The following is a 23249-nucleotide window of genomic DNA, read 5'->3' as shown; positions in this document are numbered from 1 at the left end:
GTGCCTCGCTGTGCCGCGGGGCGAGAAACCGCTGCGCCTGCGTACAACGCGCTGCGCGCAGGTGAAAGGAGACTGTATGCACACCGGTAAACTTGTGGTGTTGGGTAGCGTGAACGCTGATCACATCCTGTCTGTTAATCACTTCCCGCGTCCGGGTGAGACCCTCACCGGCCATGCCTATCAAGTGGTGTTCGGCGGTAAAGGCGCCAATCAGGCGGTGGCGGCCGGTCGTTTGGGCGCTAATGTCAGCTTCATTGCCTGTGTTGGTGAAGATGATATCGGTGCCCGCATGCGCGAACAGTTTGTGCGTGATGGGGTGGATGTCCAAGGCGTGATGCGCGTTCCGGGTATGAATACCGGGGTGGCGATGATTTTTGTGTCCGCCCACGGCGAGAACAGCATTGGCATCGCTGCCGAAGCCAATGCGGCGTTGACTCCTGATCGCTTACAGCCTCATCTGGATCTGATCCGGGATGCTGATGCGTTGCTGATGCAGCTGGAAACTCCATTGGATACCATCATGGCGGCAGCCAGCGCCGCGCGCGCTGCGGGCACCACCGTGATTTTAAACCCCGCGCCGGCCCATGCGCTGCCAGATAGCCTGTTGGCGCAGGTGGATATCATTACTCCGAACGAAACCGAAGCCGAATGCTTGACCGGCATCAAGATTGATTCGGATGCCGATGCGGCGCGCGCCGCTGCCATGCTGCACGGCAAAGGGATCCGTACCGTACTGATCACCTTAGGCGCGCGTGGGGTGTGGTTTAGCGAGCAAGATAATGCGGGCGTGCTGATCCCCGGATTCCGCGTGCAGGCGCTGGATACCACCGCCGCCGGCGATACCTTTAATGCCGCGTTTGTGACTGCCATGCTGGAGCAAAAACCGCTGGCCGCTGCGATCCGTTTTGCCCATGCGGCCGCCGCGCTGTCGGTGACCCGTTTTGGCGCCCAGCCTTCGATCCCGTGGCGCAATGAAACCGATTACTTCTTGCAACAGCAACCGACTACGGCGCTGTAATTATGGCGACCATGAAGGATGTTGCCCGTCTGGCGGGCGTTTCAACCTCCACCGTCTCGCATGTGATTAATAACAGTCGCTTTGTGAGTGATGAGATCCGTGCGCGGATCATGGCGGCGGTGGAAACGTTGAATTATTCCCCGTCGGCACTGGCGCGCAGCCTGAAGGTCAATCAAACCCGCACCATCGGGATGCTGGTGACCACCAGTAATAACCCGTTTTTTGCCGAAGTAGTCCGTGGCGTCGAGCAGACTTGCTACGAGCGCGGCTACAATCTGGTGCTGTGCAATACCGCCGGCGATCCAAAGCGGATGAGCCACAGTCTGGATATGCTGCTGCAAAAGCGGGTCGATGGCTTGCTGATGATGTGCAGCGAATCGCGGGTGGATGTCTCGGATGTGTTTCGTCGCCATCCGGCCATTCCAATGGTGGTGATGGATTGGGGTCCGCTCGGTATCGCCGCCGATTTGATTCAGGATAACTCCGAATACGGTGGCTATCTGGCCACCCGCTACCTGCTCGCGCAGGGCCATCGCCGGATTGGCATTATCACTGGGCCTTTGGATAAGCAGCCATCACAAGGGCGCTTACAGGGTTATCGCCGTGCGCTGCAAGAAGCCGGTGTTACCGAATCGGCGCAGTATTTGGCCGAGGGCGATTTTGATTTCGATGGCGGCATCAAGGGCATGCGGCAGTTGCTGGCCTGTGAGCCACGTCCGACCGCGGTGTTTGCCGGTAACGATGTGATGGCGGTGGGCGCTTATCAGGTGTTGCATCAGGCGGGATTACGTATTCCGCAGGACATGTCGGTACTCGGTTACGATGATATTGAGCTGGCTCGTTATTTGGCCCCAGCGCTGTCGACCATACATCAACCGAAAGAAGATTTGGGGCAATTGGCGGTCGATACCTTGCTGGCGCGCATTGATGATCGCAGTAAACCGGCGGACATCTTGTTGCTGGAGCCGAGTTTGGTGATCCGCGAGTCGGTAGCCGCGCTCAGCGAATAACCGCATGGCGCTTCCGCTGCGTTAAACCAATCAGATTTACCACAAGAAGGCCATCCTTTGGGATGGCCTTCTTGTTTTTTCGCGTCTGGCGCTCGTCGCTAAATCAGTGCATTAGTCAAAGTCAGCGTATGGCACCAGCGGCTCCGGTGGCAATAACAGATCGCCACTCCAACCATCAAAGCTGTAACGCAGATAGACCAGCGCATGGTTTGGCGTGTAGGTATCGGATTTTTCCAGATCAAACGCCGCACCGACAAACCAGTTGGGGGTCAGGCGATGCTCTACCAGCATACGGGCACGATAGCCAAAACCCGGCTCGCCACCGGGGCCGTAAATGGGATTGATAAACGTGTCGCCACTGCGATTGACCGCCTCTTGCTGTAAATCAGGGCGGTTCGGGTAGTAAGGCCCACCGTCGGATTTCGGCCATGAGTAGCCGACCGAGGCTTCCATATGTAACGACCAATCTTGCCAGCGCTGACTGTAGCTGACCGGCAGCGACAGTGACACATAACGCTGCGGACTGTAGTAACCGCCTTGGCCGAAGGTATAACCGCTCAAGTCTTTGTCGAACGTCCAATACATGGCGTTGGTGCCGACCCGCAGTCGCCGATGCGGCTCATCAATCACACGATGGTAGACGCCGCCCATCACGCGCAGCCGCGTGTTGTCCTCGACATTCTCGCCGGTCAGTTGATGATATTGCAGGCTGCTCCACGCGCCATAGGCTCCGCCTTGGTCGGCGCTCAAGCCCAGTTTGACCCCGGTTGCGCGCACGCCGCCCCAGACCTCGCCTGTATTTGGATCGACCGTGCCGGCATAGGCTAACAGCGAGTTACTCAGTGGTCGACGTGATAGCACGGCGGACCAGCCCAATTTGCCCAAATCGCCTTCGGTACGGATGCCTCCGACCCAGTCTGTGACCTCAAAGCCCAGCGGGGTTACCCCCAGATCGCCTTCCCAGCGCTCGCCGCGCCAGCCGACCGCTAATGCAGTGCCATTGGCGGTCTGTTGTTCAGAGCCATATTGGCAATTTGGTGTGCACAGCAAGGCGCTGCCAAAATCGGAGGCATCGCGCAGATTGCTTAAATCAATCCGTCCGGCATCCATATGCACTTGATCGACGCGGAAAAACAGGCGGCCGTCTTGCAGCGGAATAGCGGTTTCCAGCATTACGTTGCCGGCTGTCAGATCGGAGGTACCGGCAGTGCCGTTACTGCCCCAGCGATCGTATTCAAGCGTAACGGTGGGGTCTTGTTGGCGATACAGGCTCTCGGCATCGCTGCGGATACTGCGTTGCAGCCAATCATCCTGGGCATTGACGCGCGTTTGTTGGGTGTACGCCACATCATCCTGCCCGTCACCCAGCTTGGCGAGCTGCATGGCGCGACGGTAATCTTGTTTGGCTTGTTGCGGATTGCCGGTTTGCCGCTCTAAACGGGCGGCATCGCGGAATAGGCGGGGATCGCTGGCCTGCGCGGTCAGCAGTGGTCGCAGTTGCGTTTTGGCTTTTTCCGGCTCGCCCAGCTCAGCCCATAATACCGCGCGGCGGCGTTGTAACTCTGGGGTTTGGGCGGTACCTCGTGCCGGCTCGGCTTCAAACTGGGTCAGGGCGGTTCGCGCTTGGGTGGTTTTCCCTTGAGCAAGATCCAGCTCAATCAGGCTCAGGCGTGCATCGGCATTTTGCGGCTCCAGTAGCAGCGCCTGCGCATAATAGCGGCGTGCGCTGTCCCATTGACCGGCTTGCTGCGCCCAATCGCCCAACGTCAGTGGGATTGCGGCCTGAGTTGGATAGGTTTTTTGCTGCATCTGTAGATAGGCGATCGCGGTTTTGTCTTGGCCGCGGTTTTTCATCGCCCGAGCATTATCCATCACCGCACCGAACTCCAGCCGCGCCGCCAGCTCTTGCATGCGGTTATCCCACTGTTTTTCTGGGATGCTGCGCAGCTGACGCACTGCCGCTTGCTCTTGGCCTTGGCCGGCTAAAAACAGGCTATATGCGTAGATCAGATCCGGGTTGCGTGGCGTGCGTTTCAACAAGGGGGCAAAGGTTGCCTCCGGTTGAGGCTGTCCGAGTTGGGCGCGTAATTTGGCTAAGCGGTAAGTGAGCCAAATATCATCTGGGCGGATTTTCTGTGCCCGCGCCAGTTTGCTTTCGGCTTGTGCCAGCTGATTTTGTCCCGATAAGGTTTCGGCTTCTTGCTGTAGCGTTTCTGCTTGCTGTTGCAGTTTTTCGGCCTCTTTTTGCAACCGATCGGCTTCAATTTGCTGCAAATCACTGGCAAATAGCTTGCGCTGCGCCGGCGAGAGGCCCGCGATCAAGGCTTTAGCTTGTTGTGGATTTTTCTCCAGCTGCAGATTGATGCGCTTACGTAAAGCGCTGTCATTATCTGGGAAGCGGCGCTGAATCTCTTGGTAGGCGCGATCGGCCTCAGTAATTTGTCCGCGTTTGGCGGCCAGATCGGCCAAGCCAAGGCTGGCATACGGGTCATTCGGCTCAATCGGCAGTGCCGTACGATAGGCTTGTTCGGCTTGCGCCCATTGACCTTTTTCCAGCGCCTGATCGCCGGTTTGGATTAGACCCCAATAACGGGCGGTATTGATCAGCGCAGTCCATTTGGCCGCATCGTCGGCGGAGGGGTCATTTTTCTGCGCTTGTTCAAACAAGGCCAACGCTTCGCTATGCCGGCTTTGACGCAGACGTAACCGACCCAACTCGCCCAGTAACTCCGGATCATTTGGGTAGCCTTGCAGCGCGCGGCGCAGCTCTTGCTCTATTTGCGCATAATCTTGGCTGTTAGCCGCCATCTTTTGGTTGGCGCGCTGTTTGGCCTGAAAGGCGGGATTACTGAGCGTGGCCTGTAAGGTTTGGTAAGCGCTGTGCGCTTCGGCGCTGGCATTCGGGTAGAGCTGTAAATAGCGCTGCCACAAGGCGGCGGTTTGGTTGCTCACCGGCAGGCGTTGCAGTTGATCGTACCAAAGTTGGCCTGCATTGTTACGCTCTTGCGCATCATTACTAAGGCGCGTGAGCAGCGCAAAACCGGCTTCGGAGTCGGCTTGCTCGCTAAACAGCTGGCGTGCATAGGCCAGAGCCAGTTGGCCGTTGTCTGGATTTTGGCGGCTGAGCTTGGCAATCGCTTGGCGTGCTTGTGCTTGGCTGTCGGGAAGCTGGCTTTTGACTTGCCAGTATTCGAGCGCCAATTGCGGGGTGGGGAATGCGCCGCCGAGTAGTTTATCGTACAGCTCAATGGCTTGCTGATAACGACCGGCACGGGCAAACAAGCGCGCCTGTTGTAACTGCGCTTTGCCTTGCGGCTGCACCAGCGCGTAGGCGCGTTGCGATTGTAGATAGGCCTCAGATTGTGGCGCCAGTGCGCGTAAACGCTCTAACGTTGTGGCGGCTTGCTCCGTTTGGTTTTGGCGCAGTTCAAAGCGCAGCTGCGCGGCTAAGACCTCGGGATTATTAGGCGCAATTTTGCGCAGTCGTTCGAGAGCGTCTTGAACCAGATCGTCGCGGTTAGTCGCTTCTCCCAAGGCTACCTGACTGAGCAGCCACTGGGTCGGCGAGGCAGCTTGCTGCGCCGCCAGTACCGGTGGGCTGGTCAGTAGCGCTGGCGTCAACGAGACGGCCAGCAGGGAGTAAAGCAGCGGTTTTATTCCTGACATGAAGAACTACCTTGTAAAATCAATTCTCCTTGCGGGGAGAAACGATAACGTCCGTCCAGCCATCCCTGTCCGAACAGTGTTAAGACCGTATTGTAATAGGCATCCGCAGCGGGAGGCTGTTGCTCCACCCGCTGTTGCTGGCGCTGTAAAGCGCTTGGATCAGATTGCCGACTCAGCAGGGGCAGCAATGCCGCGGAAAAGCCGACCGGACCGTCACCATTAACCTGCAAGGTGCGGGTATTGATGCTTTCTGGCGGCAAGGGATGCTGCTGCAGATAGTCCGCCATCGGGGCAAAGTGCTGTTGTAAGGCCTGCGCCTGCGGGTTTTGCGGGTCGAGCATCCCCACCCACAGATAGACCCGAATGGCATCATAGCTGCCAGTCCAGCCACTGCCGCTTTTCTCTTGCCAGGCACCGGCGGTGGTCCAATTAATCCAGTTGGGGGCAAAGCCGCGCGGCGCACTTTCTTGCAGTAAACGCTGGGTGGCGGTACGCATTGCTGGCCACACTTGATGCGGATACTGCGCGGCTAAACGGTCGATGATAAAGGGGGGCAGATAGCTGGGGTTTAGCGTCCAGCTGTCATCGTGGTGAAAACCATGGGCGCCCGGTAGTAGCATTGGGCCAAGCTGGGGCAACGTCGCCACTTCGTGGCGGATAATCTGCTGCAACAGCAGGGCACTGCGGCTTTGGTAGTCGCGAATTTTCCACAGCCGTCCGGCTTCGCTTAAGGTATACGCAATCCACAGATCCGAGTCCGCCGCCGAGTTGCTGTCCAGCACCTCGCCTTGGCCGGTTTTGTTTAAGCCCCATAACCATGCGGGTAGATGGCTGGCCAGATCGCCGCGCGCCAGATGGGTTTCGGTCCAGCGCAACAGACGGCGAAAAGTGGGCTGATCGCCCGCCACCAAGGCAAAGAACAGCGCGTACGATTGCCCTTCGGAGGTGGTGATCAGGCGCGGGTCACTGCGATCAATGACCCGCCCTTGCGGGTCAATGAAGTTGCGCTTGAACGCTTCCCATGCCGGCCATGTGCAGCTGGCACGGACGCTCGTACTGCTGAGCAGTAACATCAGCAGCAGTGCCGCAGTGCGTCGGTATCTCATGGCCGTGCCTGCTCCTTATTTGTGCTGGTCATCCAAACGACGACGGGTCACCCAGCGCATGGTATTCCACAGGGCGATACTCACCAGCACCACCGCGACGGCCGCGATCAGCGCCAGTAACAACGGGTAGGAGGAGAGGTGATACCACACCAGCATCCACCATGGCAGTTGACCGACGTAGTACAACTCGCCAACCCGCTCGCTGTTAATTTGCCCATCTCGGAAGACCACCACCGAGCCGCTCATGGCACTGACTTTACCCGAATCATTCAGCCCTTGCGTGATCAGCGCCAGATTTTCGCTGTTGGACGCCAGCATCGCCACCACGCTGCGCTGGGTGCCAAACGGCGACTCAAAACCGATCATCGCCGCGATATTACCTTCTGAGCGAGTATCCACTCGGCTGGCCGCCTTCACATTCGGGTTCGGCTCTTTGGCTGGCGTGGGGTTGATTTCTCGTACCTGACGCAGCGGTTGGTTAAGCCAAGCGCGGGTTTGTTCAATCAGACCACTGTGATCTTTTTGCAGTAATGGATCGCCGGACGCCAACTGACCAATCAGCAAGAGATCTTTATTGGCTTCTTTGGCTTGCTGCCAGTCATCGGTGATGCTGACTTGCACCGCCGGATAACCGGTCGAGGCGCCCATCTTACCCATCACACTGAGCAGTAATCCCAGTTCGGATGGGGTGGGTTGGGCTGGCATCAACACCAGCGTCTGTGACAAGTCGGCCAAGCGCGTAAACGGATAGCCAACATTGGCAAAGGCGCGTAAATCCGGCATGGCGATATAGTGGTGATAGCCACTGAAATCGATGGTGGAACTTGGCTCAATCGCCGCATGCACATTGGGCGTGATGTTGGTGACGCACATGCCCTGTGGGCCGCCATTGGTGTAGGAGCCAAAGGCAAAATCAAAGCGCAGTTGGTTACGTGAACCAATTTTCAGGGCGGGGATCAGCACATCGCTATCACGGCTGAACATATCCGTCAGAATAGGCAAGCGTAGGCGCTCGGAGCTGCCGCCTTGGCCAGAGTCACGCAGTAAAAACGCCTGCACGAACTGATCATTGATGCTGACGTTTAGCCGTGAGCTATCCATGGTGACCGGTGGCGTGTAGCGGTATTGCAAGTTAAGCGGAATACCGGGGCTGCGCCACGTAAACAGATCTGGCGGCACATTCATGGTCAGGGTGATGGGGTTTGGCGTCAGTCCGGAGACCTGCAACTGCTGCGGATAATCCATCAGCTCGCTGAACGGAATGGGGCGGTCGGTACGCACCCAGTTCGGGGCGTCATACGGCTGGCGTGGCAGCAGGGTTTTCACCTCCGTAATGGTGGTGGACTGACCCCGCAGTAAGGTGGTGCCAAGAGAAATGCCTTGTGCGGCAGTAAGCAGATCGGCGTCATCACGACCGAGTACCAGCAGCAGTTTGATATACGGTTTTTGTGGATGGCTGATGATTTCCACGGTCGGCGCTTCAACCGGCGGGTAATCGCGCAGGAAATCCGGACGCTGACTGTTGGTGGCAAACACAATCGCATTTTGCTCTGGCAACTGATTCAGGCTGACGGGGAAGGTCTGTCCGCGCCATTTAGACTGTGCGCCAAACCACGAGGCCAAGGCGGACGCCGCTTGTTGGGTGACAGTGGACGGCATGCTGGCAAACACAAACGGTAATTGCAGCGGGTTGACATCGCGGGCGTCAAAAAACGGCTCAGGGAACAGTGATAAATCATTGCTCAGTGCCACAGTTTGCACGTTCAGATCCAAGCGACTTTTCCGGCTCAAATCCGCCCACAGCACATTGTTGAGCGGGTCTTCGCACGGCGCATTGTAATGGCCGATCAGCTCAAAACGAACGGTGTTGAAATCTTTGATAAAGCGTGGATTGAGGCTGACCACATGGTCCACCTCTTTACCCATCTGCTCTTGCTGAATGGGGATCACCTGCATCAGCTCATCGTTCATGTACACCTTAATCTGCGACATGATCGGTAGCATGGCCGGTGACGGAGTAAAAATCAGATGTAACTTGGCATCTGTCACTATCTGATCGCTGCGTACGCCAAAATCCATTTGAATGGTTTTAAGCGCATTACGCAGTTCAAGGATCCCGCTTGGCAACAGCTGATTAAAGCTCAGGCTCAAGTTCGTCACCGGCGCCTGCTCGCTATTTTCGCTGCTGTTTGGGCTATTAGCGTTGGCCGCACTTGGCGTGGCCGTGGTGGCCTGCGGGGTGCCGGAAGTCGATACGGCCGGCGCCGGCGTATCACCAATGTATTCTTGCGCTGCGCACAGCTCAGGGAGCCCCCCGATCATAGCGAGCGCCAGCAACAGGGTATTACGTGAGAGTGCCATCATAATTCAGCTTCTTGCTTAGAGTTAACGGGATCCGCCACCAGTGTCATTGCCGGCGTTCTGGGTATAAATGAGCTAAACCATTCCGTCAGCCATACCGTCAGACGGATCAGCCAAGCGATCGCCCGTGGTGCTTGCTTGGCCATTTGTTTGTACCCGCGCAGCCCTACCGCGAAGATATCTTGGATACTGCGCATCGGTTGATCTTGCTGATAGCTTTCTTGCCACATCGCCCAAGTGTCGGCACGGGCAAAGGTGCATTGCACAAAGTTAATGTGTGACTGCAAATCCATGTGTTCGAGCTGGATCCCGACAAAGTTATTGCGCTGGTTACACACCTTGGCGCGGAACATAAACTCTTGCGTACCGCGTTTGAGCATCAAGGTCATCGGCTCATTGCTATCAAAGGCTTGCGGATGATCCAATTCCAGTCCCACCCCGCCATCAGAGTAATCCACCATCATGCAAGGAAAGGCGTGCCCGGTTTTGCGATACAGCACTGCCGGCAAGCGGATCTGCACGCGGTGCGTTTTCCGCACCTGTTTCACCTCTGAGGCCACCGCCACAGCGCCGCCTAATAACAGCAGGTTATACAAGGTCCACAGCAAACTGATCACCACGGTTATCGCTTCATCGGCGGGGCCCCAAATCAGGCGATAGCCAGCAAACAGTACGCCGAGGAAATTCAGCATAGCGAGCACTAAAAATGGCTTGGAGATATCCCAATCAAAATATTGCTCGTCGATCAGACCGCCTTTGGCGGTAACGTTAAAGGAGCCTTTGCGGGGGTTGAACAACGCCACCGTGGTTGGGCGAGCGATATACCACGACAGCACGGTTTCGTAGATCTCACTCCAAAACGAGTAGCGGTATTTTCCTTGGATCCGCGAGTTGGTCATGCTGGCGTGCGTCATGTGTGGGATTACGTACAGCATAATCATCACCGCTGGGGCATAGATGATGTAAGAGTGGAAAATCAAAAACGCCAACGGGGCGGTCAGGTACACCAACCGCGGGACTCCGGACAAAAAGTGCAGCATGGCATTGGTGTAGCACAAGCGCTGTGCCCAAGATAATCCTTTTCCAAACAATGGGTTATCGAGGCGAAAGATCTGCACCATACCACGCGCCCAGCGGATCCGTTGGCCGACGTGCGCCGATAAACTTTCGGTCGCCAGCCCTGCCGCTTGGGGAATGCGAATGTAGGCCGAGCGATAACCGTGGCGATGCAGTCGCAAAGAGGTGTGCGCATCTTCGGTCACGGTTTCGACAGCAAAGCCGCCAATCTCCTCCAACGCGGTGCGACGCAACACGGCGCAGGAGCCACAGAAGAAGGTCGCATCCCAAGTGTCATTACCGTCTTGCACCAAGCCGTAGAACAGGGTGTTCTCGTTCGGGGTTTTGCGGAAGTTGCCCAAGTTACGCTCAAACGGATCGGGCGAGAAAAAGTGATGCGGAGTTTGCATCATCGCCATATGCGGGTCTTTGACGAACCAGCCGAGCGTCATCTGCAAGAATGAGCGGGTCGGGATGTGGTCGCAGTCAAACACGGTGACGAATTCGCCATGGGTTTTCTTCAGTGCCGCATTCAGGTTACCGGCTTTGGCGTGGAAATTGTTATCCCGGATCAGGTAGTGGACGCCCACTTCTCTGGCAAAGTCAGCCAGATAGCTACGCCGGCCATCATCCAGAATATAGATGTTGAGCTTCTCTTGCGGCCAATCTAGGCCCAGTGCGGCGTAGACCGTCGGGCGGATCACCGACAAATCTTCGTTATAGGTGGGGATGTAGATATCCACGCTCGGCCACAGCTTCGGATCTGACGGCAGCGGATAGGGGCTGCGGTGCAGTGGCCAGATAGTCTGGAAATAGCCCAGCATCAGCACCAGCCAAGAGTAGGTTTCGGCTGCCAGCAGGCCAAGACCGAAGCTTAAATCCAGTGGGCTGTCCCAGTTCAAGGTTTGGGTATAGCGCCACCACAGGTAGCGACAGGAGATCACCACCGACAGCACAATCATCATCATGCTGGGAAAACGCCCCGGGACATTGCGGATCAGCAGAGCCAGCACCCACAAAATCACCACAAAGGTCAGCTGAGCCAGCATGCCGAACGGCTCGGTGATACACAAAATAGCCAAGACCAGCGCCAGCACTAAGATGCCCCACTGCCAGAGTGCGGCCAATTTACTGCGTGCTTGGTGCCAAGGGCCGGTTTGCGTCATCGGCTGCACCCACGGGTGGCTGTGAAATGGAAAGGTATTCAGGGCGTGATACAGGCGCTGACGTCCACGGCGCAGCAGGGCAAACAGGCGCGCTGATGCCGCGCTCAGGCGCAGGGTGGCTGCAGGGCGCGCACTACGCGCACCGCGCAGCAGTAACCACAGGGTTTGCAGCAGTAGGCGTAACGGATCGGCAAAGCGGTAGCTGCGTTGCAGCTGCGGATACAGTTGCCGCCGATTTTGTCGCAGCCAGCACCAGGCGGGGGCTTCTAAACGCAGCACACACCACAGCAGTAACCACCCGGCGGTAATCAGTAGCGCGGGGATCGCCCGCCAATGGCGGTGGGTGCGCTGATAATAGTCACGAATAGCGGCCGCAGGGCCGGGTTGCAGGAGCAGATGGCCACTCATGATCCCTGCTCCACTCTTTTTTTGCACCAAGTCGCTAGCGACAGAAAATCCTGAGCGGCCAGCGATTGCGGAGCAAAGTCGGTGATCAGCTGTTTGGTGGCTAGCGCTTCGCGGATCGCTTCATCTTGGTGGATAGCGCCCGGTACCAGCTTATTGCCTAAGGTGGTCTGCCACAGTTGCCAGATATCGCGCGACAGCTGGGGATAGGTATGGTGACGATTGACGAGCCAATAGTGATGATCCAGCGCCGCGGCGTCAGGCGTCACCTGCTGTTGCGTAAGCATCTCGGCTGGATGGGCGGCGCTATACATCAGTGCATGGCAGGCGGGATCCGCTTCGGTGACATGTAGCCATAAATCGGCGATGTCGTGCGCTTGCTGGGCAAAGGTGAGCGGATAGCGCGGAATATCGAGAATGATCCAAGTGCGCCGATCCAGCGCCAGACTGCTTACCGCCTGTTGTAGCCAAGTGGAGGGCAGCGTATCTAATGCTGCAAAGTTTGTGGGCCGACCAAATGGCAGTAGCAACAGATTCGGGTAGCCGGTGGCAAATGCCGCCTGATACCAAGGACGTTGCTCGGTGATAGCTTGCGCCCAACCGGTATTGATATGAAAACCTAATCCGACATGCTGACCCAGCAGATTATGCGGGCTTAAATCCCACAGTAATACCGGATAGTCCATTGCTTGCAGGGTGGCAGCCAGCCCTGCGGCGACGGTGGTTGTCCCGCATCCTCCACGGATCCCCTGAATAGCAATGACTGGCATGATTAACCGTTCCTTTTGCTAAATTGTATTGGCTGACTGTTTTTTTATTCTGCTGTGTTGTGGTTATATTGGTTTTTTATTTCTTTATTTTTATTTGCGTCGCGTTTTATCGCTGTGTCTCGTGAAATGTTATTCGTCTAAAATCGCATTATTTCTAAATGTATGTAACTTTGGGGGGCAACTAATTTTTTGGTTATAAGGGTTCGTCTTTGAAGAATAATTTATTACATCACGTTGGTATTAATACTTTCAGGCTGCAGCGGTATGTTCTGTATCTGGTTCTTTTGGCGTAACCAAACTTTGCGCCAACAGAGGCCAGCGATCGGTAATACCTTTAATCGCTTCTAAGTCTTTGACTTCGAGGTACTGTAACTGACTGATATGGTAGCAGTTAAGCAGGTTAGTTACGTCCTCACCGGTAGTGCTGTTCGTCAGATTCGTTTGCATCACTCATTCCTCAGACGCTGCCGGCACGCGAAAATCTATACACTGAAAGACTTTCTCGATAACACGGAGTGGTTAACGTCAACGGATAACCGCGAGTGGTTTAGGAAAAAAGAATTAAATCACTCCTCTTTCTATACTTTAGACAGAGATAACAAATACGCGATAACAAAATCAAATTTTGTAGCAGATTACCGTTATGTTCCTGTTATTACTGTTATGTTTATCATCATACGGTGAAAAATAAAACGCACATCTTTAAGACGACGTGTTCTATTATTATAGCACAGCCTAAACGCCATCATTGAGGGGCTAATAGAATGAGGAATAAGTTTCAGTTAGCCATTGACGCTTTGCCCGTGCATTTTACTCAGTTACGCGAGGGTGGCATTTATTGGCTGACGGTGGATGATGAAGCGGTCGCCGATCTGTTGCTGGTTTCCTTTATTCAAGGGTTGTTGCCGGATAGCCGTTATTTTCTCACCTCTTCACTGCCGATGACGGAGGCCTTACAGAGTGCGTTGCACCACCCGCAGGTGCGGGGTGAACTGTTTGCGTTGACCCAAGATCCACAAGGTGAGTGGCTACGTCGTTTACCGGCTGAGATGGAGTGGTTTGGTATCAGTAAAGCGGCGGATTTGCTGGTGGTACGTTACCGCTGTGATGGCTTGGAAAAAGACTCAGACGCGCAAGCGGCCCAGTTACTGCGCTTGGATCGTGCGCTGCAACAGTTTACGCATTGGGCCGAGCAGCAGGAACTGGCGGTATTGGTGATCGGCTCTGGTGCGCACAGCAGTCAGCAGCGCCAGTGGCTCAACCGAGGCAATAACTGGCTCAGTGGTTGTGTGCATTTGAGTCGTCAAGGCGAGCTGGTGGATTACGATCTGGCATATTGGCGCAACGAGATGGGCGTTACGTCCGGTATGCGTTTGATGCTATTGCAGCGGGATACGCAGCTGGTGCTGCATACCGAGCGGGGTAGCCTGAGCAGTGCCTCTTTGGCCGATGATGATGTGGTGTTGGCGATGCAAGAGGTGTTAGCCAATACCATCGCGCCGTCAGCACATTGGAAGCTGTTTCCCGACCGGCCACGTTTGATGGAGGCGGCGCTACAGGCAGTAAAAGCCACGGTGATTTTTGCGATCACGGAAAGCAGTCAAACCGAAGCGCTGGCCCGCGATATTTACCAGTTACGCACTGAGCGCGGTGCACGCTTGAAGATTGTGGTGCGTGAAGCGGCTAACTGCTTGCGTAATTTGGATGATCGGCTGTTTTTGAGTGCCGGAGCCAATATGGTGATGCCGTTTGCTTGTCATGTTTCACGTTTCATCGGTTTGCTGCAGATGGTGCAGGGGCAAGTTTATCCGCACATGATCCGGCCAGAGATTGATAGCTTGCTGGCGGCATCGCAGCCACAACGGCTGAAAGGATACCTGCCTGCGGCGGAATTTATTCGGCTACTGCAAGATGAAATGCGCCGTAGTTTGACCAGTGAAACGCGCGGGCTGATGTTAATTCTGACACCGGCCATGAGCTTGAGCATGACCGATGCCTTAGCCCAGTGTGAAATGCGCCGACAAGGCGATGTGCTGACCGTTGCCGATAATCATATCTATGTCTTTTTCTTTGCCTGTCGGCCCAATGATGCTGAGCGGGCGTTGCAAAATGCCTTTTATCTGCCGGTGAATACCTTATTTACCGAGTCGCAAGTGTTGTCGGTGCGCGAAGAGATACAAGAGGCGCTGGCTCGTTTGCAACAATTGCCGGAGCAGCCCGATTTTACCGCCGAGCTGACCGCGCGGGCGGGTGTGCGCGATCCGCAATTACAATCCAGTAAGGTAGAGATGACTGCGCTGGAGCGCAATCATGCTGCCGTGAAGCCCATAACCTTACCGATTAAGGCCATATAATGGATTTAGTGTCGTTCAGTCAGGTCACTTTGATCACGGCGATCATTGCCGGTCTGCTGGGGTTTTATCTGCGCCCGATTTGGCAAGTTGCCCAGCGGGTATTGCGCCATATGGTGCGGCGCCCTCGTTATAACAAGCGCCTGATGACGTTACGACCGTCTAGTTCACGTACTCCGACAGATCAGTAACCTGTCGGGGCAACTAAGGCTCACCGTGATTATCAAGGGATGACCATGAGCGATGTGACTCTCTCTCCGTTACCCCCAGCGCTGCGACATTGGCGCGGGCTCGGATTATGGAATTTCTACTTTATTACCAAGCTGGTGCTGTTCTGGCAGGGCTTGATCAACTTTCATCCGCTGTACAACTTGGCGCTGGCGGCATGGTTATTGTTCCCTGTGGCACCGCTGTGGCTGCATCGTGGGCGTCAGTTACTGGCCTTACCGTTTGCGGTGGCGCTGTTCTATTACGATTCGTGGTTGCCGCCCTTTAACCGCTTATTGGCACAATCGTCGGCGGTAGAGTCGTTCTCGACCGATTATATGCTGGAGCTGGCCGGGCGGTTTATTAACTGGAACTGGCTGGCCGGAGGCTTGACGCTGCTGGTGGTCTACCTGTTTTTAAGTCAGTTCATCCGTTTTTCGCTGCTGATCTTTAGCACTTTGGCGGTACTAACCCTGTGGCCGTATTTGCAGCCGTGGTGGAGCGTTGAAAAACCGCAACTGCAAGCACAGGCGGAGCAGGTTAGCCGCGGTGTCGATAAAGCGGTGAATCGCGCCGATAGTGATATCCGCAGTGCCGAGCAGGCGCTGGCGGCCACAGGCGCCCCGCCGAGTGATGAGGTACTTAATCGCACGCTGAGTGAGTTTTACCAGCAGCAAAGCCAACTGTTCACCAATTTCCCTGCTGCAGAGGCGCTTCAAGCGCCGTTTGATGTGTTGATCTTGAATATCTGCTCGCTGAGTTGGTCAGATATGCAGGCGGTTGGGTTGATGGAGCATCCATTATGGCAATCGATGGATGTGGTGTTTGATGAGTTCAACTCCGCCTCGACCTACAGTGGGCCAGCGATGATCCGTTTGCTGCGCGCTAGCTGTGGTCAGCAGACCAATGCTGATCTGTTCGCGCAGGCTGATCCACGTTGTTACCTGTTTGATAATCTGCAGAAAATTGGGTTTAGCGAAGCTTGGGCGATGAACCATGATGGGCATTTTGGTGATTTTGTTGCCGAAGCGCGGAAATTTGGTGGATTGGCGACGGAGCCTATGTCCTTGACCAATATGTCGCCGGTGATGACTTCATTTGATGGGTCACCAATCTATCGCGATTTGACGGTGTTGGATAACTGGTGGCAGCAGCGTCTGCAGTCAGATAAACCGCGCGAGGTGCTGTATTACAACACCATCACCTTGCACGATGGCAATCGCACCATCGATAACCGCGGCCAAACCAGCCGCGCCGACTATAAGCAGAACCTGACCCGTCTGTTTGATGATCTGCAAGCCTTTATCCAGAAGCTGGAGCAATCCGGTCGACCGGTGATGGTGGTGATTGTGCCTGAGCATGGTGCCGCCTTGACCGGTGATCTGATGCAGATATCGGGAATGCGGGAAATCCCGAGCCCATCGATTGTGCATGTCCCTGTCGGGGTTAAGTTAGTGAATGCCAAATCGCGCGTCAGCCAATCGCCGATGCACGTGACGCAGCCCTCCAGTTATCTGGCCATTTCGCAGCTGGTGGCTGATTTAGCCAATGGCCAAGCGTTCAGTCAGGACAACGTGGATGTGCGTGCTTTGGTGCAAGCATTGCCGCAGACGGTGCCTGTGGTGGCTGCGAACGAAGGCAGTGTGATGTTGCGTTATCAGGGCAAAGAGTACCTGACGTTGGATCGCAAAACCTGGACCCTCTATCCGCAGCAACCGAGCCGTTAAGCTCATTGGTTTCTGCTAGGGGTCAACTCGGGTTTAATAAGACGCCCGTGTGTTTTTCCACCAGAAAGTGGCAGAACACACGGGCGTTTGTTTATCTTTCCTCTGCGTTTCGGCAGCGCTAGCGCTTAGAGCAAATATTGCGGGTGAGCCTGAAACCATTGCTGCAGAATTTCGCTGAAAATCTGAATTTTTCGCGGCACATTGGGCTGCGCCACATGCAGTAAATACAGCGGATGTACACTGGTCTGCCAATCATCGAGTAGAGTGACCAGCTCGCCACGTTGTAGAGCTGGCGCGGCAATCAGGAGCGGACATTTAGCGATCCCGACATCGGCCATCGCCAATTGCAGCAAACTGCTGTACTGATTGGCGCGTAAACGGCCGTTCAACGTCAGGCTCACCGCCTGTGCACCTTGGCGAAAATGCCATTGCTCCCAAGCAGGATTATCACCTTGTAAGAAACAGTGCTCGGGCGGCAGTTGCTGTGGGCTGGCCGGTCGGCCATAACGCGTGAGCCAGCGCGGGCTGACCACGACCACATCGCGTAAGTGCCCAAGTAAGCGCGCACTGAGGTTCGCTGGCGGCGAAGGGGTCGCGCGTAGCGCGATGTCGTGTTCTTCGGCGATTAGGTCTAACGGTCGGTTAGTAAAATTCAGTGCCACCGTGACCTGCGGACAGCGCGTGGTAAATGCTTGCATGACCGGTCCAATCAACTGATCGCCCAGGCTGGCTGGGCAGGTAAAACGTAAATGGCCGCTCTCTTCCTGCGTCAGTGCCGTGATCTCCTGCTCGGCCGCACGTAAATCGGCAAAAATCTGCTCGGCCTGTTGGTATAGCTGATGTCCGGCCTCGGTGAGATGCTGGCGACGTGTTGTGCGCTGCAGCAAACGTGTCTGCAGTGCACGCTCGAGGGCGCTGACATGCCGGCTTAGCATCCCTTTACTGCAGTCATAACTCTCGGCGGCAGCCGAAAATCCACCGGCCTGTACCACGCGATAAAAACTTTGCAGATGGGTCAGATCCATCTATTGGTGCTCCTAGGGAAACAATGCGTTCATTGTAGTCGCTTTTTCTTTATGGGCAGCGGTCTAGACTGAAAGGACACCCATTGTGGAGGCGGGAGTGAATATGAAGGTAGTGATTATTGGCGCCAGTGGCACCATCGGCCGTGCAGTACAGCAATTATTGCTGCAACAGCAGCATGAGGTGATCGGCGTGCGCCATCAAGGCGGCGAGTGGACGGTGGATATGACCGATGCGGACAGTATTGCGCAGTTGTTTGCGAGGGTCGGTCACTTTGATGCCTTGGTGGTGGCCAGTGGCGCGGTGGCGTTTAATAGCTTAAGCGCCATGAGTACGGCCGAGTGGCAGGTCGGCTTGAACAGTAAATTACTTGGCCAAATTCACCTGACGCAGGCGGCGCTGCCGTGGCTCAATGAAGGGGGCTCAATTACGCTGATCAGCGGCATTTTAAGCTCGGAGCCGATTGCCGGTGGGATCAGCGCGAGTGTGGTCAATGGTGCGGTGGAGCATTTTGTGCGGGCGGCCGCCTGTGAAATGCCGCGCCGGATCCGGATTAATGCTGTTAGCCCGAGCGTGGTGACCGAGTCGTTGGCGCAATATGGCGCCTTCTTCCCTGGCTTTGAGGCGGTGGATGCGGCGCGCGTGGCCAAGGCGTATTACAAAGCCTTGGCCGGCATTCAAAACGGCCAGATTTTTCGGGTGGAGTAACTCTGTGCTGAACGAAGCGTTTACTCTTCCATCACGTTAATGACCGGCTCTTGGCGACGGTGCATATTGGCACCGTCGTCTTTTTTCAGCAGTAAGAAGACCAAGCCAGACAGCAAGGTGATCAGCGCCACCGTCAGATAGGTGTGGTGGAAGGCCGATTGCAGTGACAGACCGCTGTCTTTAAATAACGAGAGGATAGACGCGCCACTGGCAATACCGAAACTGATGGCCAGTTGCTGCGCCACGCTGAGAACGGCGTTGCCGCTACTGGCGTTCTGATCGGACAGATTACTCAGCGCCAAGGTATTCATCGAAGTCAGTTGTACTGACATCAGCATCCCGAACAGGAACAGCACCGGCATCAATAGCCACAGCGCGTGATGTTCATGATAGAACGAGAGTGCGGCGATACAAGCGGCAATCAGCAAGGTGCTGAGCAGCAGCGTGCGGCGGTAACTAAACCGGCGCAGCAAACGGGTGATAAACGGCTTGGACAAGATAGCGGCCAGCGCAATCGGCGCCATCATCCAACCGGAGACTTCGGCGCTGTAACCGAGGCTGACTTGCAGCATCAGGGGCAGCAAAAAGGGGATCCCGCCAGTGCCGAGACGGGAAAACAGGTTACCGCAAATCCCGATACTAAAGGTGCGGATCCGGAACAGCTTCAAATCAATCAGTGGCGTAGCGTAGCGTTTAGCATGGCCAATATAGCCGAGCAGCAGCAGCAGCCCCGTGGCGCTGGTCAGGTAGGCTTGCCAGCGTGCATGGCTGCGCTCACCCAGCATCTCTAATCCCAACGTGATCAGCACTAGCCCCAGACCAAACAGTAAAAAGCCGCGCCAGTCCATGCGATGCGTTTGCATGGTGACATTCGGCATGTGGCGGTTGGCATACCATAAGCCGACCAGACCTATCGGCAGGTTAATCAGGAAAATCCAGTGCCACGAGGTGTAGGTGACCAGCCAGCCGCCGAGCAGTGGGCCGAGCACCGGGCCGATGAGCCCCGGCATGGTGACAAAATTGAGCACCGGTAGCAGTTGATCGCGTGGGTAGGCGCGGATCAGCGCTAAACGCGCGACTGGCATCATCATGGCGCCGCCGATCCCTTGGAAAATTCGTGAGGCGATCAGCATGCTGAGATTGGCTGACATGGCGCAGCTTAATGAACCCAGCGTGAACAGCACCACTGCAATTTGGAATACCCGTTTGGTGCCGAAGCGATCGGCCATCCAGCCACTGAGTGGGATCAGCAGAGCCACGGTCAGGGTATAACTGATGATGGCCGATTGCATGGCAATCGGTGAGCGCTGCAAGCTGGCCGCCATGGCGGGCAGGGCGGTGTTGAGGATAGTGGCGTCGAGCGTCTGCATGAAAAGCGCCATTGCCGCAATCCACGGTAATCCTGCCATACTTCTGGGGGCTGTCATGCCGAATCCTCATTCTTCCACTGCTTAACAGCAGAATTAGACCGGATTTTGGTCAAAAGAGAAAGGGCGAATGTGCTTTGCAGGGAAAGTTGGCATTTTCTGCCACTTGAGGAATGTCGGTGCGCGATCCTGTCAGCACACCGGTTATCCCGCGTTAAGCGGTAACCAGCGTGCGAATCACGCAGTCAGCATATTCAGTGCGAAGTGTGTATACCTTCCTACTTGAAGCTGCAGCGGTGTTGGCTACGTTCGTTCACCCCAATCACATAGTTTGCCTATGTTCATGGGATTCACTCACTTGCCGCCTACCTGCAACTTCTCGTTGTTTGGGTATATGTTAGCCGCGAAACAGAATATTGGCCCAACGGGTAAGACCGGCGGTGACCGAGCCAAAATCATCACCACTGACCAGCGGGATGCCCGGTAACTGCTGTTGCAACAACGCGCGCAGCAGTGGCGAGCGAGCGCTGCCTCCGGTTAAATACACCACATCCGGCATACCGCCGCCGCAGGTTAACGCTTCATGGACCAGCTCGCTGATTTTTTGCAGCGGTTGGCTGATGGCCTCTTCCAGATCGCTCACCTGCAGTTCGCAGGCGAGCGCTGGAGCGATAAAGTCTAAGTTAGCCTGACAGCTTGCTTGCTGCGACAGTGCAATTTTGCTCTCTTCGGCGCAGCGCACCAGACGGTAACCGAGACGCTGACGATAAACTTTGAGCAGACGCTCGAATACCGCCGGCTCGGCGGCATCATGCAGCAAATTACGCAGCACCTGACCGTTGGCACTGCCATAAAAGTCGGCCTGTGCGGGCACATTGTTGATGGCGATGGCGTTCCAGAACGGTAAGGTCGGCAAGGCAATACCGTTACTTAAGTTGCCTCCCAGCCCCAGATGCGGCATCAGGCGATGAAAGGCCAAGGCGATATCCAGATCGTTACCGCCAATGCGGCAACCGCTGTGACCGAGCAGGCTTTGCTGGCGATCGGCGCGTGGATGCCACTGCGGCCCCATCAGCAGCAGTGAGCAGTCGGTGGTTCCGCCGCCGATATCCGCCACCAGCACGCGCTGTTCGTGCTGTAAGGTGGCTTCAAAGTCCAGTCCGGCGGCGACCGGTTCAAACTGAAACTCGACCCGCTGCCAACCGGCGCGGCGCGCGGCGCGCAGCAAAATCCCTTCCGCTTGCTGGTTGGCTTGCTCGCCACCGGTGCCTTGGAAGTTTACCGGTCGGCCAATCACCACCTCGGTCAGCGATTGCTGTAGCTGTTGCTCGGCTTGCTGGCGGATGTGATACATCATGGCGCACACCAAATCCTCAAACAGCGCCACTTGTAGCGGTTTTAAGCCGTTGGCACCGAGAAACGATTTGGGGGATTTTACGAAATAGACTTCGTCTGGCTCGCGCATGTATTGGCTCAGCGCCTGCTGACCAAAGCTTAAGCAACCCGGCGTAACCTGAATATCTTCTTCGCGATTACTGCTGATGGCCGAGCGCAGCAATTGGGTGCTGGCCGGGCCATCTGCCGGCACTTGCCAGTGGCGGTACAGATACTCACTGACCGCTTCGCGACTCGGCGCGCACAGCATCGACGGCAAATAAGGCGAGTCATTTTCCAGTGTCAGTAGCCGTGGGCCGTGCTCGGTCATATACCCCATGGAACAGTTGGCGGTACCATAGTCAAATCCGATATACATCTAGCCTACTCCTGACAGCGGGAAAAAAGGGGGCAGACTGTAGCGCACTTTGCCGCGTACGCCAAGGTGCTTGCGCCTAACCAAGCGTGCGCCCTTGAGGTGAAAAAAGCAGCAGAACATGCTATTGCTAACGCTAGGCATACGGTGTTGGGTGAGCCGTTCATCAGGAGCCACATTAACGTAGTCATCAGTAGCAATGCCATCGGCATCAACGATGCGTCGTGCTGCGCACGAGGGCAAGAGTGCCCCTGCGTGACGTGACGCTGCGGCAAAGAGAGGCAACATGATCGAACCAAGCATTCAGGGCGTGATTGCCCGTAACAGCCATCCGGCCGGGTGTGCTGCGTTTTTGCGCAGTTGGGCCGCCCGCTGTACGGCTCCGAACTCAAACTCGGCCTTATCGGCTGGCCCGCGTGTGTTAGTGCTGGGCGCATCATCGGGTTACGGTTTAGCACTGCGCACGGTGTTGCTGCAAGAATATGCCGCGCGCACCTTAGGCGTGGCTTATGAGCGTGGGCCATCGGGGCAGTACAGCGGCTCGGCCGGTTGGCATTTAAGTGCCGCGTTTGCCGAGTTGGCTGCTGAGCAAGGTTTGCCGGGTGAGACGTTGATGCTGGATGCATTTGCGCCGGCCAGTCGGCAGACGGTGATTGAGACTATCCGGCGTGATTTTGGTCAGGTGGATCTGGTGGTGTACAGCTTGGCCGCCGGTCAGCGCACGGTAGATGGGCGTAAAGTGCGTTCGGCCATCAAACCGGCGGGCGCGCCTTATCAAGGCTATCAGCTGGATCTGGCGACCGATAAACTGCAACCGGTAACTCTTGAGCCGGCCAGCAGCCAAGAGATGGCGGATACCGTGACCGTGATGGGCGGTGAGGATTGGCAGCAGTGGATGACGGCGTTGCAAGAGGCTGGCGTGTTGGCCCCCGGCGCACGTAGCGTGGCCTTTTCCTATATTGGCCCAGCCAGTACATGGCCGTTATACCGTGATGGCACCTTAGGGCAGGCGAAAGCGGATTTGCATCAGCGGGCGCAGCAGATTAATGCCCAATTACAAACGCTGGATGGCGGCGCGTGGGTGGTCGTAGCGAAAGCCTTGGTCACCAAAGCCAGTATCTTTATCCCGGGGATGGCGCCGTATTTGATGGCCCTGTATGCGGTGATGAAAGAGCAAGGCGTGCATGAGGATTGTTTGGATCAAATGCAGCGCTTATGTCACAGCCAACTATTTGCCGAGCAGGTACATACCGACAGTGACCAGCTGATTCGCCTCGATGACTGGGAGTTGGCTGAGCCTGTACAGCAGGCGGTCGATGCGCGTTTAGCCTTGTTAAATCCCGATAATTTCATGCAGTACGGCGATTATCAGGGCGTAAAACAGGAATTTTTGGCGATGAATGGATTTGGCATCGCGGGGGTAGATTATTCTGACGAAGGTGCTTAACTGCGCGAGCTAAGCTGAAGATTGGTGCGCTACCCCCAAGTCGACACTTGGTTCGGTAGCGCATCATCTATACGGTGCAAAAACGCGATACAAAACGTGCGCACTAACCAG

16 protein-coding genes are annotated in these 23249 nt (G+C 56.0%); 7 read left to right on the top strand and 9 right to left on the bottom strand.

Going from position 1 to position 23249, the window contains the following annotated elements; genetic code table 11:
* The first annotated feature begins 76 nt into the window (after positions 1-76).
* Together rbsK and rbsR are read left to right on the top strand one after the other, a co-directional pair.
* The gene (gene rbsK / locus LQ901_RS13355) at positions 77-1018 is read left to right on the top strand and encodes a ribokinase (RefSeq protein WP_039046380.1); all 942 of its coding nucleotides are present in this window, start codon (positions 77-79) and stop codon (positions 1016-1018) included.
* Between the two features lie 2 nt (positions 1019-1020).
* The gene (gene rbsR, locus LQ901_RS13350) at positions 1021-2028 is read left to right on the top strand and encodes a ribose operon transcriptional repressor RbsR (RefSeq protein WP_039046381.1); all 1008 of its coding nucleotides are present in this window, start codon (positions 1021-1023) and stop codon (positions 2026-2028) included.
* A 111-nt stretch (positions 2029-2139) separates the two neighbouring features.
* Here rbsR and bcsC read toward each other — a convergent pair whose 3' ends face one another.
* The 6 genes from bcsC to LQ901_RS13320 form a co-directional block, all read right to left on the bottom strand.
* On the bottom strand, positions 2140-5694 hold the full coding sequence (gene bcsC / locus LQ901_RS13345; RefSeq protein WP_233672318.1) for a cellulose synthase complex outer membrane protein BcsC: 3555 nt from the start codon (positions 5692-5694) through the stop codon (positions 2140-2142).
* Positions 5682-6800: a cellulose synthase complex periplasmic endoglucanase BcsZ gene (gene bcsZ, locus LQ901_RS13340; protein WP_152136785.1), complete on the bottom strand. Its 1119-nt coding sequence runs from the start codon at positions 6798-6800 to the stop codon at positions 5682-5684. Before bcsZ ends, bcsC begins: the two co-directional genes overlap by 13 nt.
* A gap of 15 nt (positions 6801-6815) precedes the next feature.
* Entirely contained in the window at positions 6816-9164 is a 2349-nt protein-coding gene (gene bcsB, locus LQ901_RS13335) for a cellulose biosynthesis cyclic di-GMP-binding regulatory protein BcsB (protein ID WP_230405890.1), read from the bottom strand.
* Positions 9161-11791 carry a UDP-forming cellulose synthase catalytic subunit gene (gene bcsA / locus LQ901_RS13330; RefSeq protein ID WP_064977044.1) on the bottom strand — a complete coding sequence of 877 codons (2631 nt, stop codon included), beginning with the start codon at positions 11789-11791 and terminating at the stop codon, positions 9161-9163. The genes bcsB and bcsA overlap by 4 nt, the downstream gene beginning before the upstream one ends.
* Positions 11788-12558 carry a cellulose biosynthesis protein BcsQ gene (bcsQ, locus tag LQ901_RS13325; RefSeq protein ID WP_010862937.1) on the bottom strand — a complete coding sequence of 257 codons (771 nt, stop codon included), beginning with the start codon at positions 12556-12558 and terminating at the stop codon, positions 11788-11790. Before bcsQ ends, bcsA begins: the two co-directional genes overlap by 4 nt.
* A gap of 249 nt (positions 12559-12807) precedes the next feature.
* Positions 12808-13005, bottom strand: a complete 198-nt coding sequence (locus LQ901_RS13320; protein ID WP_010862936.1) for a hypothetical protein — start codon at positions 13003-13005, stop codon at positions 12808-12810.
* Between the two features lie 317 nt (positions 13006-13322).
* Here LQ901_RS13320 and bcsE point away from each other — a divergent pair, with 317 nt between their 5' ends.
* From bcsE to bcsG, 3 genes are read left to right on the top strand one after another with little or no spacing between them, the layout of a single operon-like run.
* On the top strand, positions 13323-14912 hold the full coding sequence (bcsE, locus tag LQ901_RS13315; RefSeq protein ID WP_010862935.1) for a cellulose biosynthesis protein BcsE: 1590 nt from the start codon (positions 13323-13325) through the stop codon (positions 14910-14912).
* A complete protein-coding gene (gene bcsF, locus LQ901_RS13310; protein WP_010862934.1) occupies positions 14912-15100 on the top strand; it encodes a cellulose biosynthesis protein BcsF in 189 nt (62 codons plus the stop codon). Before bcsE ends, bcsF begins: the two co-directional genes overlap by 1 nt.
* A 45-nt stretch (positions 15101-15145) precedes the next feature.
* Entirely contained in the window at positions 15146-16843 is a 1698-nt protein-coding gene (bcsG, locus tag LQ901_RS13305) for a cellulose biosynthesis protein BcsG (protein WP_010862933.1), read from the top strand.
* Positions 16844-16968: 125 nt separating this feature from the next.
* Here the strand turns inward: bcsG and LQ901_RS13300 are convergent, their stop codons facing one another.
* Positions 16969-17868, bottom strand: coding sequence for a LysR family transcriptional regulator (locus tag LQ901_RS13300; protein ID WP_233672317.1), 900 nt, complete (start codon positions 17866-17868; stop codon positions 16969-16971).
* A gap of 103 nt (positions 17869-17971) precedes the next feature.
* Between LQ901_RS13300 and LQ901_RS13295 the strand changes: the two genes are divergently transcribed.
* Positions 17972-18574 carry a short chain dehydrogenase gene (locus LQ901_RS13295; protein ID WP_064977047.1) on the top strand — a complete coding sequence of 201 codons (603 nt, stop codon included), beginning with the start codon at positions 17972-17974 and terminating at the stop codon, positions 18572-18574.
* 20 nt (positions 18575-18594) lie between these two features.
* On the opposite strand, the gene mdtD is transcribed toward LQ901_RS13295, so the two are convergent.
* Positions 18595-20001, bottom strand: coding sequence for a multidrug transporter subunit MdtD (mdtD, locus tag LQ901_RS13290; protein ID WP_047707378.1), 1407 nt, complete (start codon positions 19999-20001; stop codon positions 18595-18597).
* A 337-nt stretch (positions 20002-20338) separates the two neighbouring features.
* Positions 20339-21694: a molecular chaperone gene (yegD, locus tag LQ901_RS13285; protein WP_064977048.1), complete on the bottom strand. Its 1356-nt coding sequence runs from the start codon at positions 21692-21694 to the stop codon at positions 20339-20341.
* 283 nt (positions 21695-21977) lie between these two features.
* On the opposite strand from yegD, the gene fabV reads away from it, so the two are divergent.
* Positions 21978-23138 (top strand): enoyl-ACP reductase FabV, encoded by a 1161-nt coding sequence (gene fabV, locus LQ901_RS13280; RefSeq protein WP_064977049.1) that lies wholly within the window; start codon positions 21978-21980, stop codon positions 23136-23138.
* Positions 23139-23249 lie beyond the last annotated feature (111 nt).

The organism is Plesiomonas sp. PI-19 (assembly GCF_021368255.1).
GTDB lineage: Bacteria > Pseudomonadota > Gammaproteobacteria > Enterobacterales > CAMTGL01 > Plesiomonas > Plesiomonas shigelloides.
The sequence above is the reverse complement of the archived record's forward strand: the minus strand, read 5'-3'. Positions and strand labels throughout refer to the sequence as shown.

Excerpts from the sequence above, each read along its gene's own strand:
- rbsK (WP_039046380.1), top strand. The coding sequence starts at position 77 with ATGCACACCGGTAAACTTGTGGTGTTGGGTAGCGTGAACGCTGATCAC.
- rbsR (WP_039046381.1), top strand. The coding sequence starts at position 1,021 with ATGGCGACCATGAAGGATGTTGCCCGTCTGGCGGGCGTTTCAACCTCC.
- bcsC (WP_233672318.1), bottom strand. The coding sequence starts at position 5,694 with ATGTCAGGAATAAAACCGCTGCTTTACTCCCTGCTGGCCGTCTCGTTG.
- bcsZ (WP_152136785.1), bottom strand. The coding sequence starts at position 6,800 with ATGAGATACCGACGCACTGCGGCACTGCTGCTGATGTTACTGCTCAGC.
- bcsB (WP_230405890.1), bottom strand. The coding sequence starts at position 9,164 with ATGATGGCACTCTCACGTAATACCCTGTTGCTGGCGCTCGCTATGATC.
- bcsA (WP_064977044.1), bottom strand. The coding sequence starts at position 11,791 with ATGAGTGGCCATCTGCTCCTGCAACCCGGCCCTGCGGCCGCTATTCGT.
- bcsQ (WP_010862937.1), bottom strand. The coding sequence starts at position 12,558 with ATGCCAGTCATTGCTATTCAGGGGATCCGTGGAGGATGCGGGACAACC.
- LQ901_RS13320 (WP_010862936.1), bottom strand. The coding sequence starts at position 13,005 with ATGCAAACGAATCTGACGAACAGCACTACCGGTGAGGACGTAACTAAC.
- bcsE (WP_010862935.1), top strand. The coding sequence starts at position 13,323 with ATGAGGAATAAGTTTCAGTTAGCCATTGACGCTTTGCCCGTGCATTTT.
- bcsF (WP_010862934.1), top strand. The coding sequence starts at position 14,912 with ATGGATTTAGTGTCGTTCAGTCAGGTCACTTTGATCACGGCGATCATT.
- bcsG (WP_010862933.1), top strand. The coding sequence starts at position 15,146 with ATGAGCGATGTGACTCTCTCTCCGTTACCCCCAGCGCTGCGACATTGG.
- LQ901_RS13300 (WP_233672317.1), bottom strand. The coding sequence starts at position 17,868 with ATGGATCTGACCCATCTGCAAAGTTTTTATCGCGTGGTACAGGCCGGT.
- LQ901_RS13295 (WP_064977047.1), top strand. The coding sequence starts at position 17,972 with ATGAAGGTAGTGATTATTGGCGCCAGTGGCACCATCGGCCGTGCAGTA.
- mdtD (WP_047707378.1), bottom strand. The coding sequence starts at position 20,001 with ATGACAGCCCCCAGAAGTATGGCAGGATTACCGTGGATTGCGGCAATG.
- yegD (WP_064977048.1), bottom strand. The coding sequence starts at position 21,694 with ATGTATATCGGATTTGACTATGGTACCGCCAACTGTTCCATGGGGTAT.
- fabV (WP_064977049.1), top strand. The coding sequence starts at position 21,978 with ATGATCGAACCAAGCATTCAGGGCGTGATTGCCCGTAACAGCCATCCG.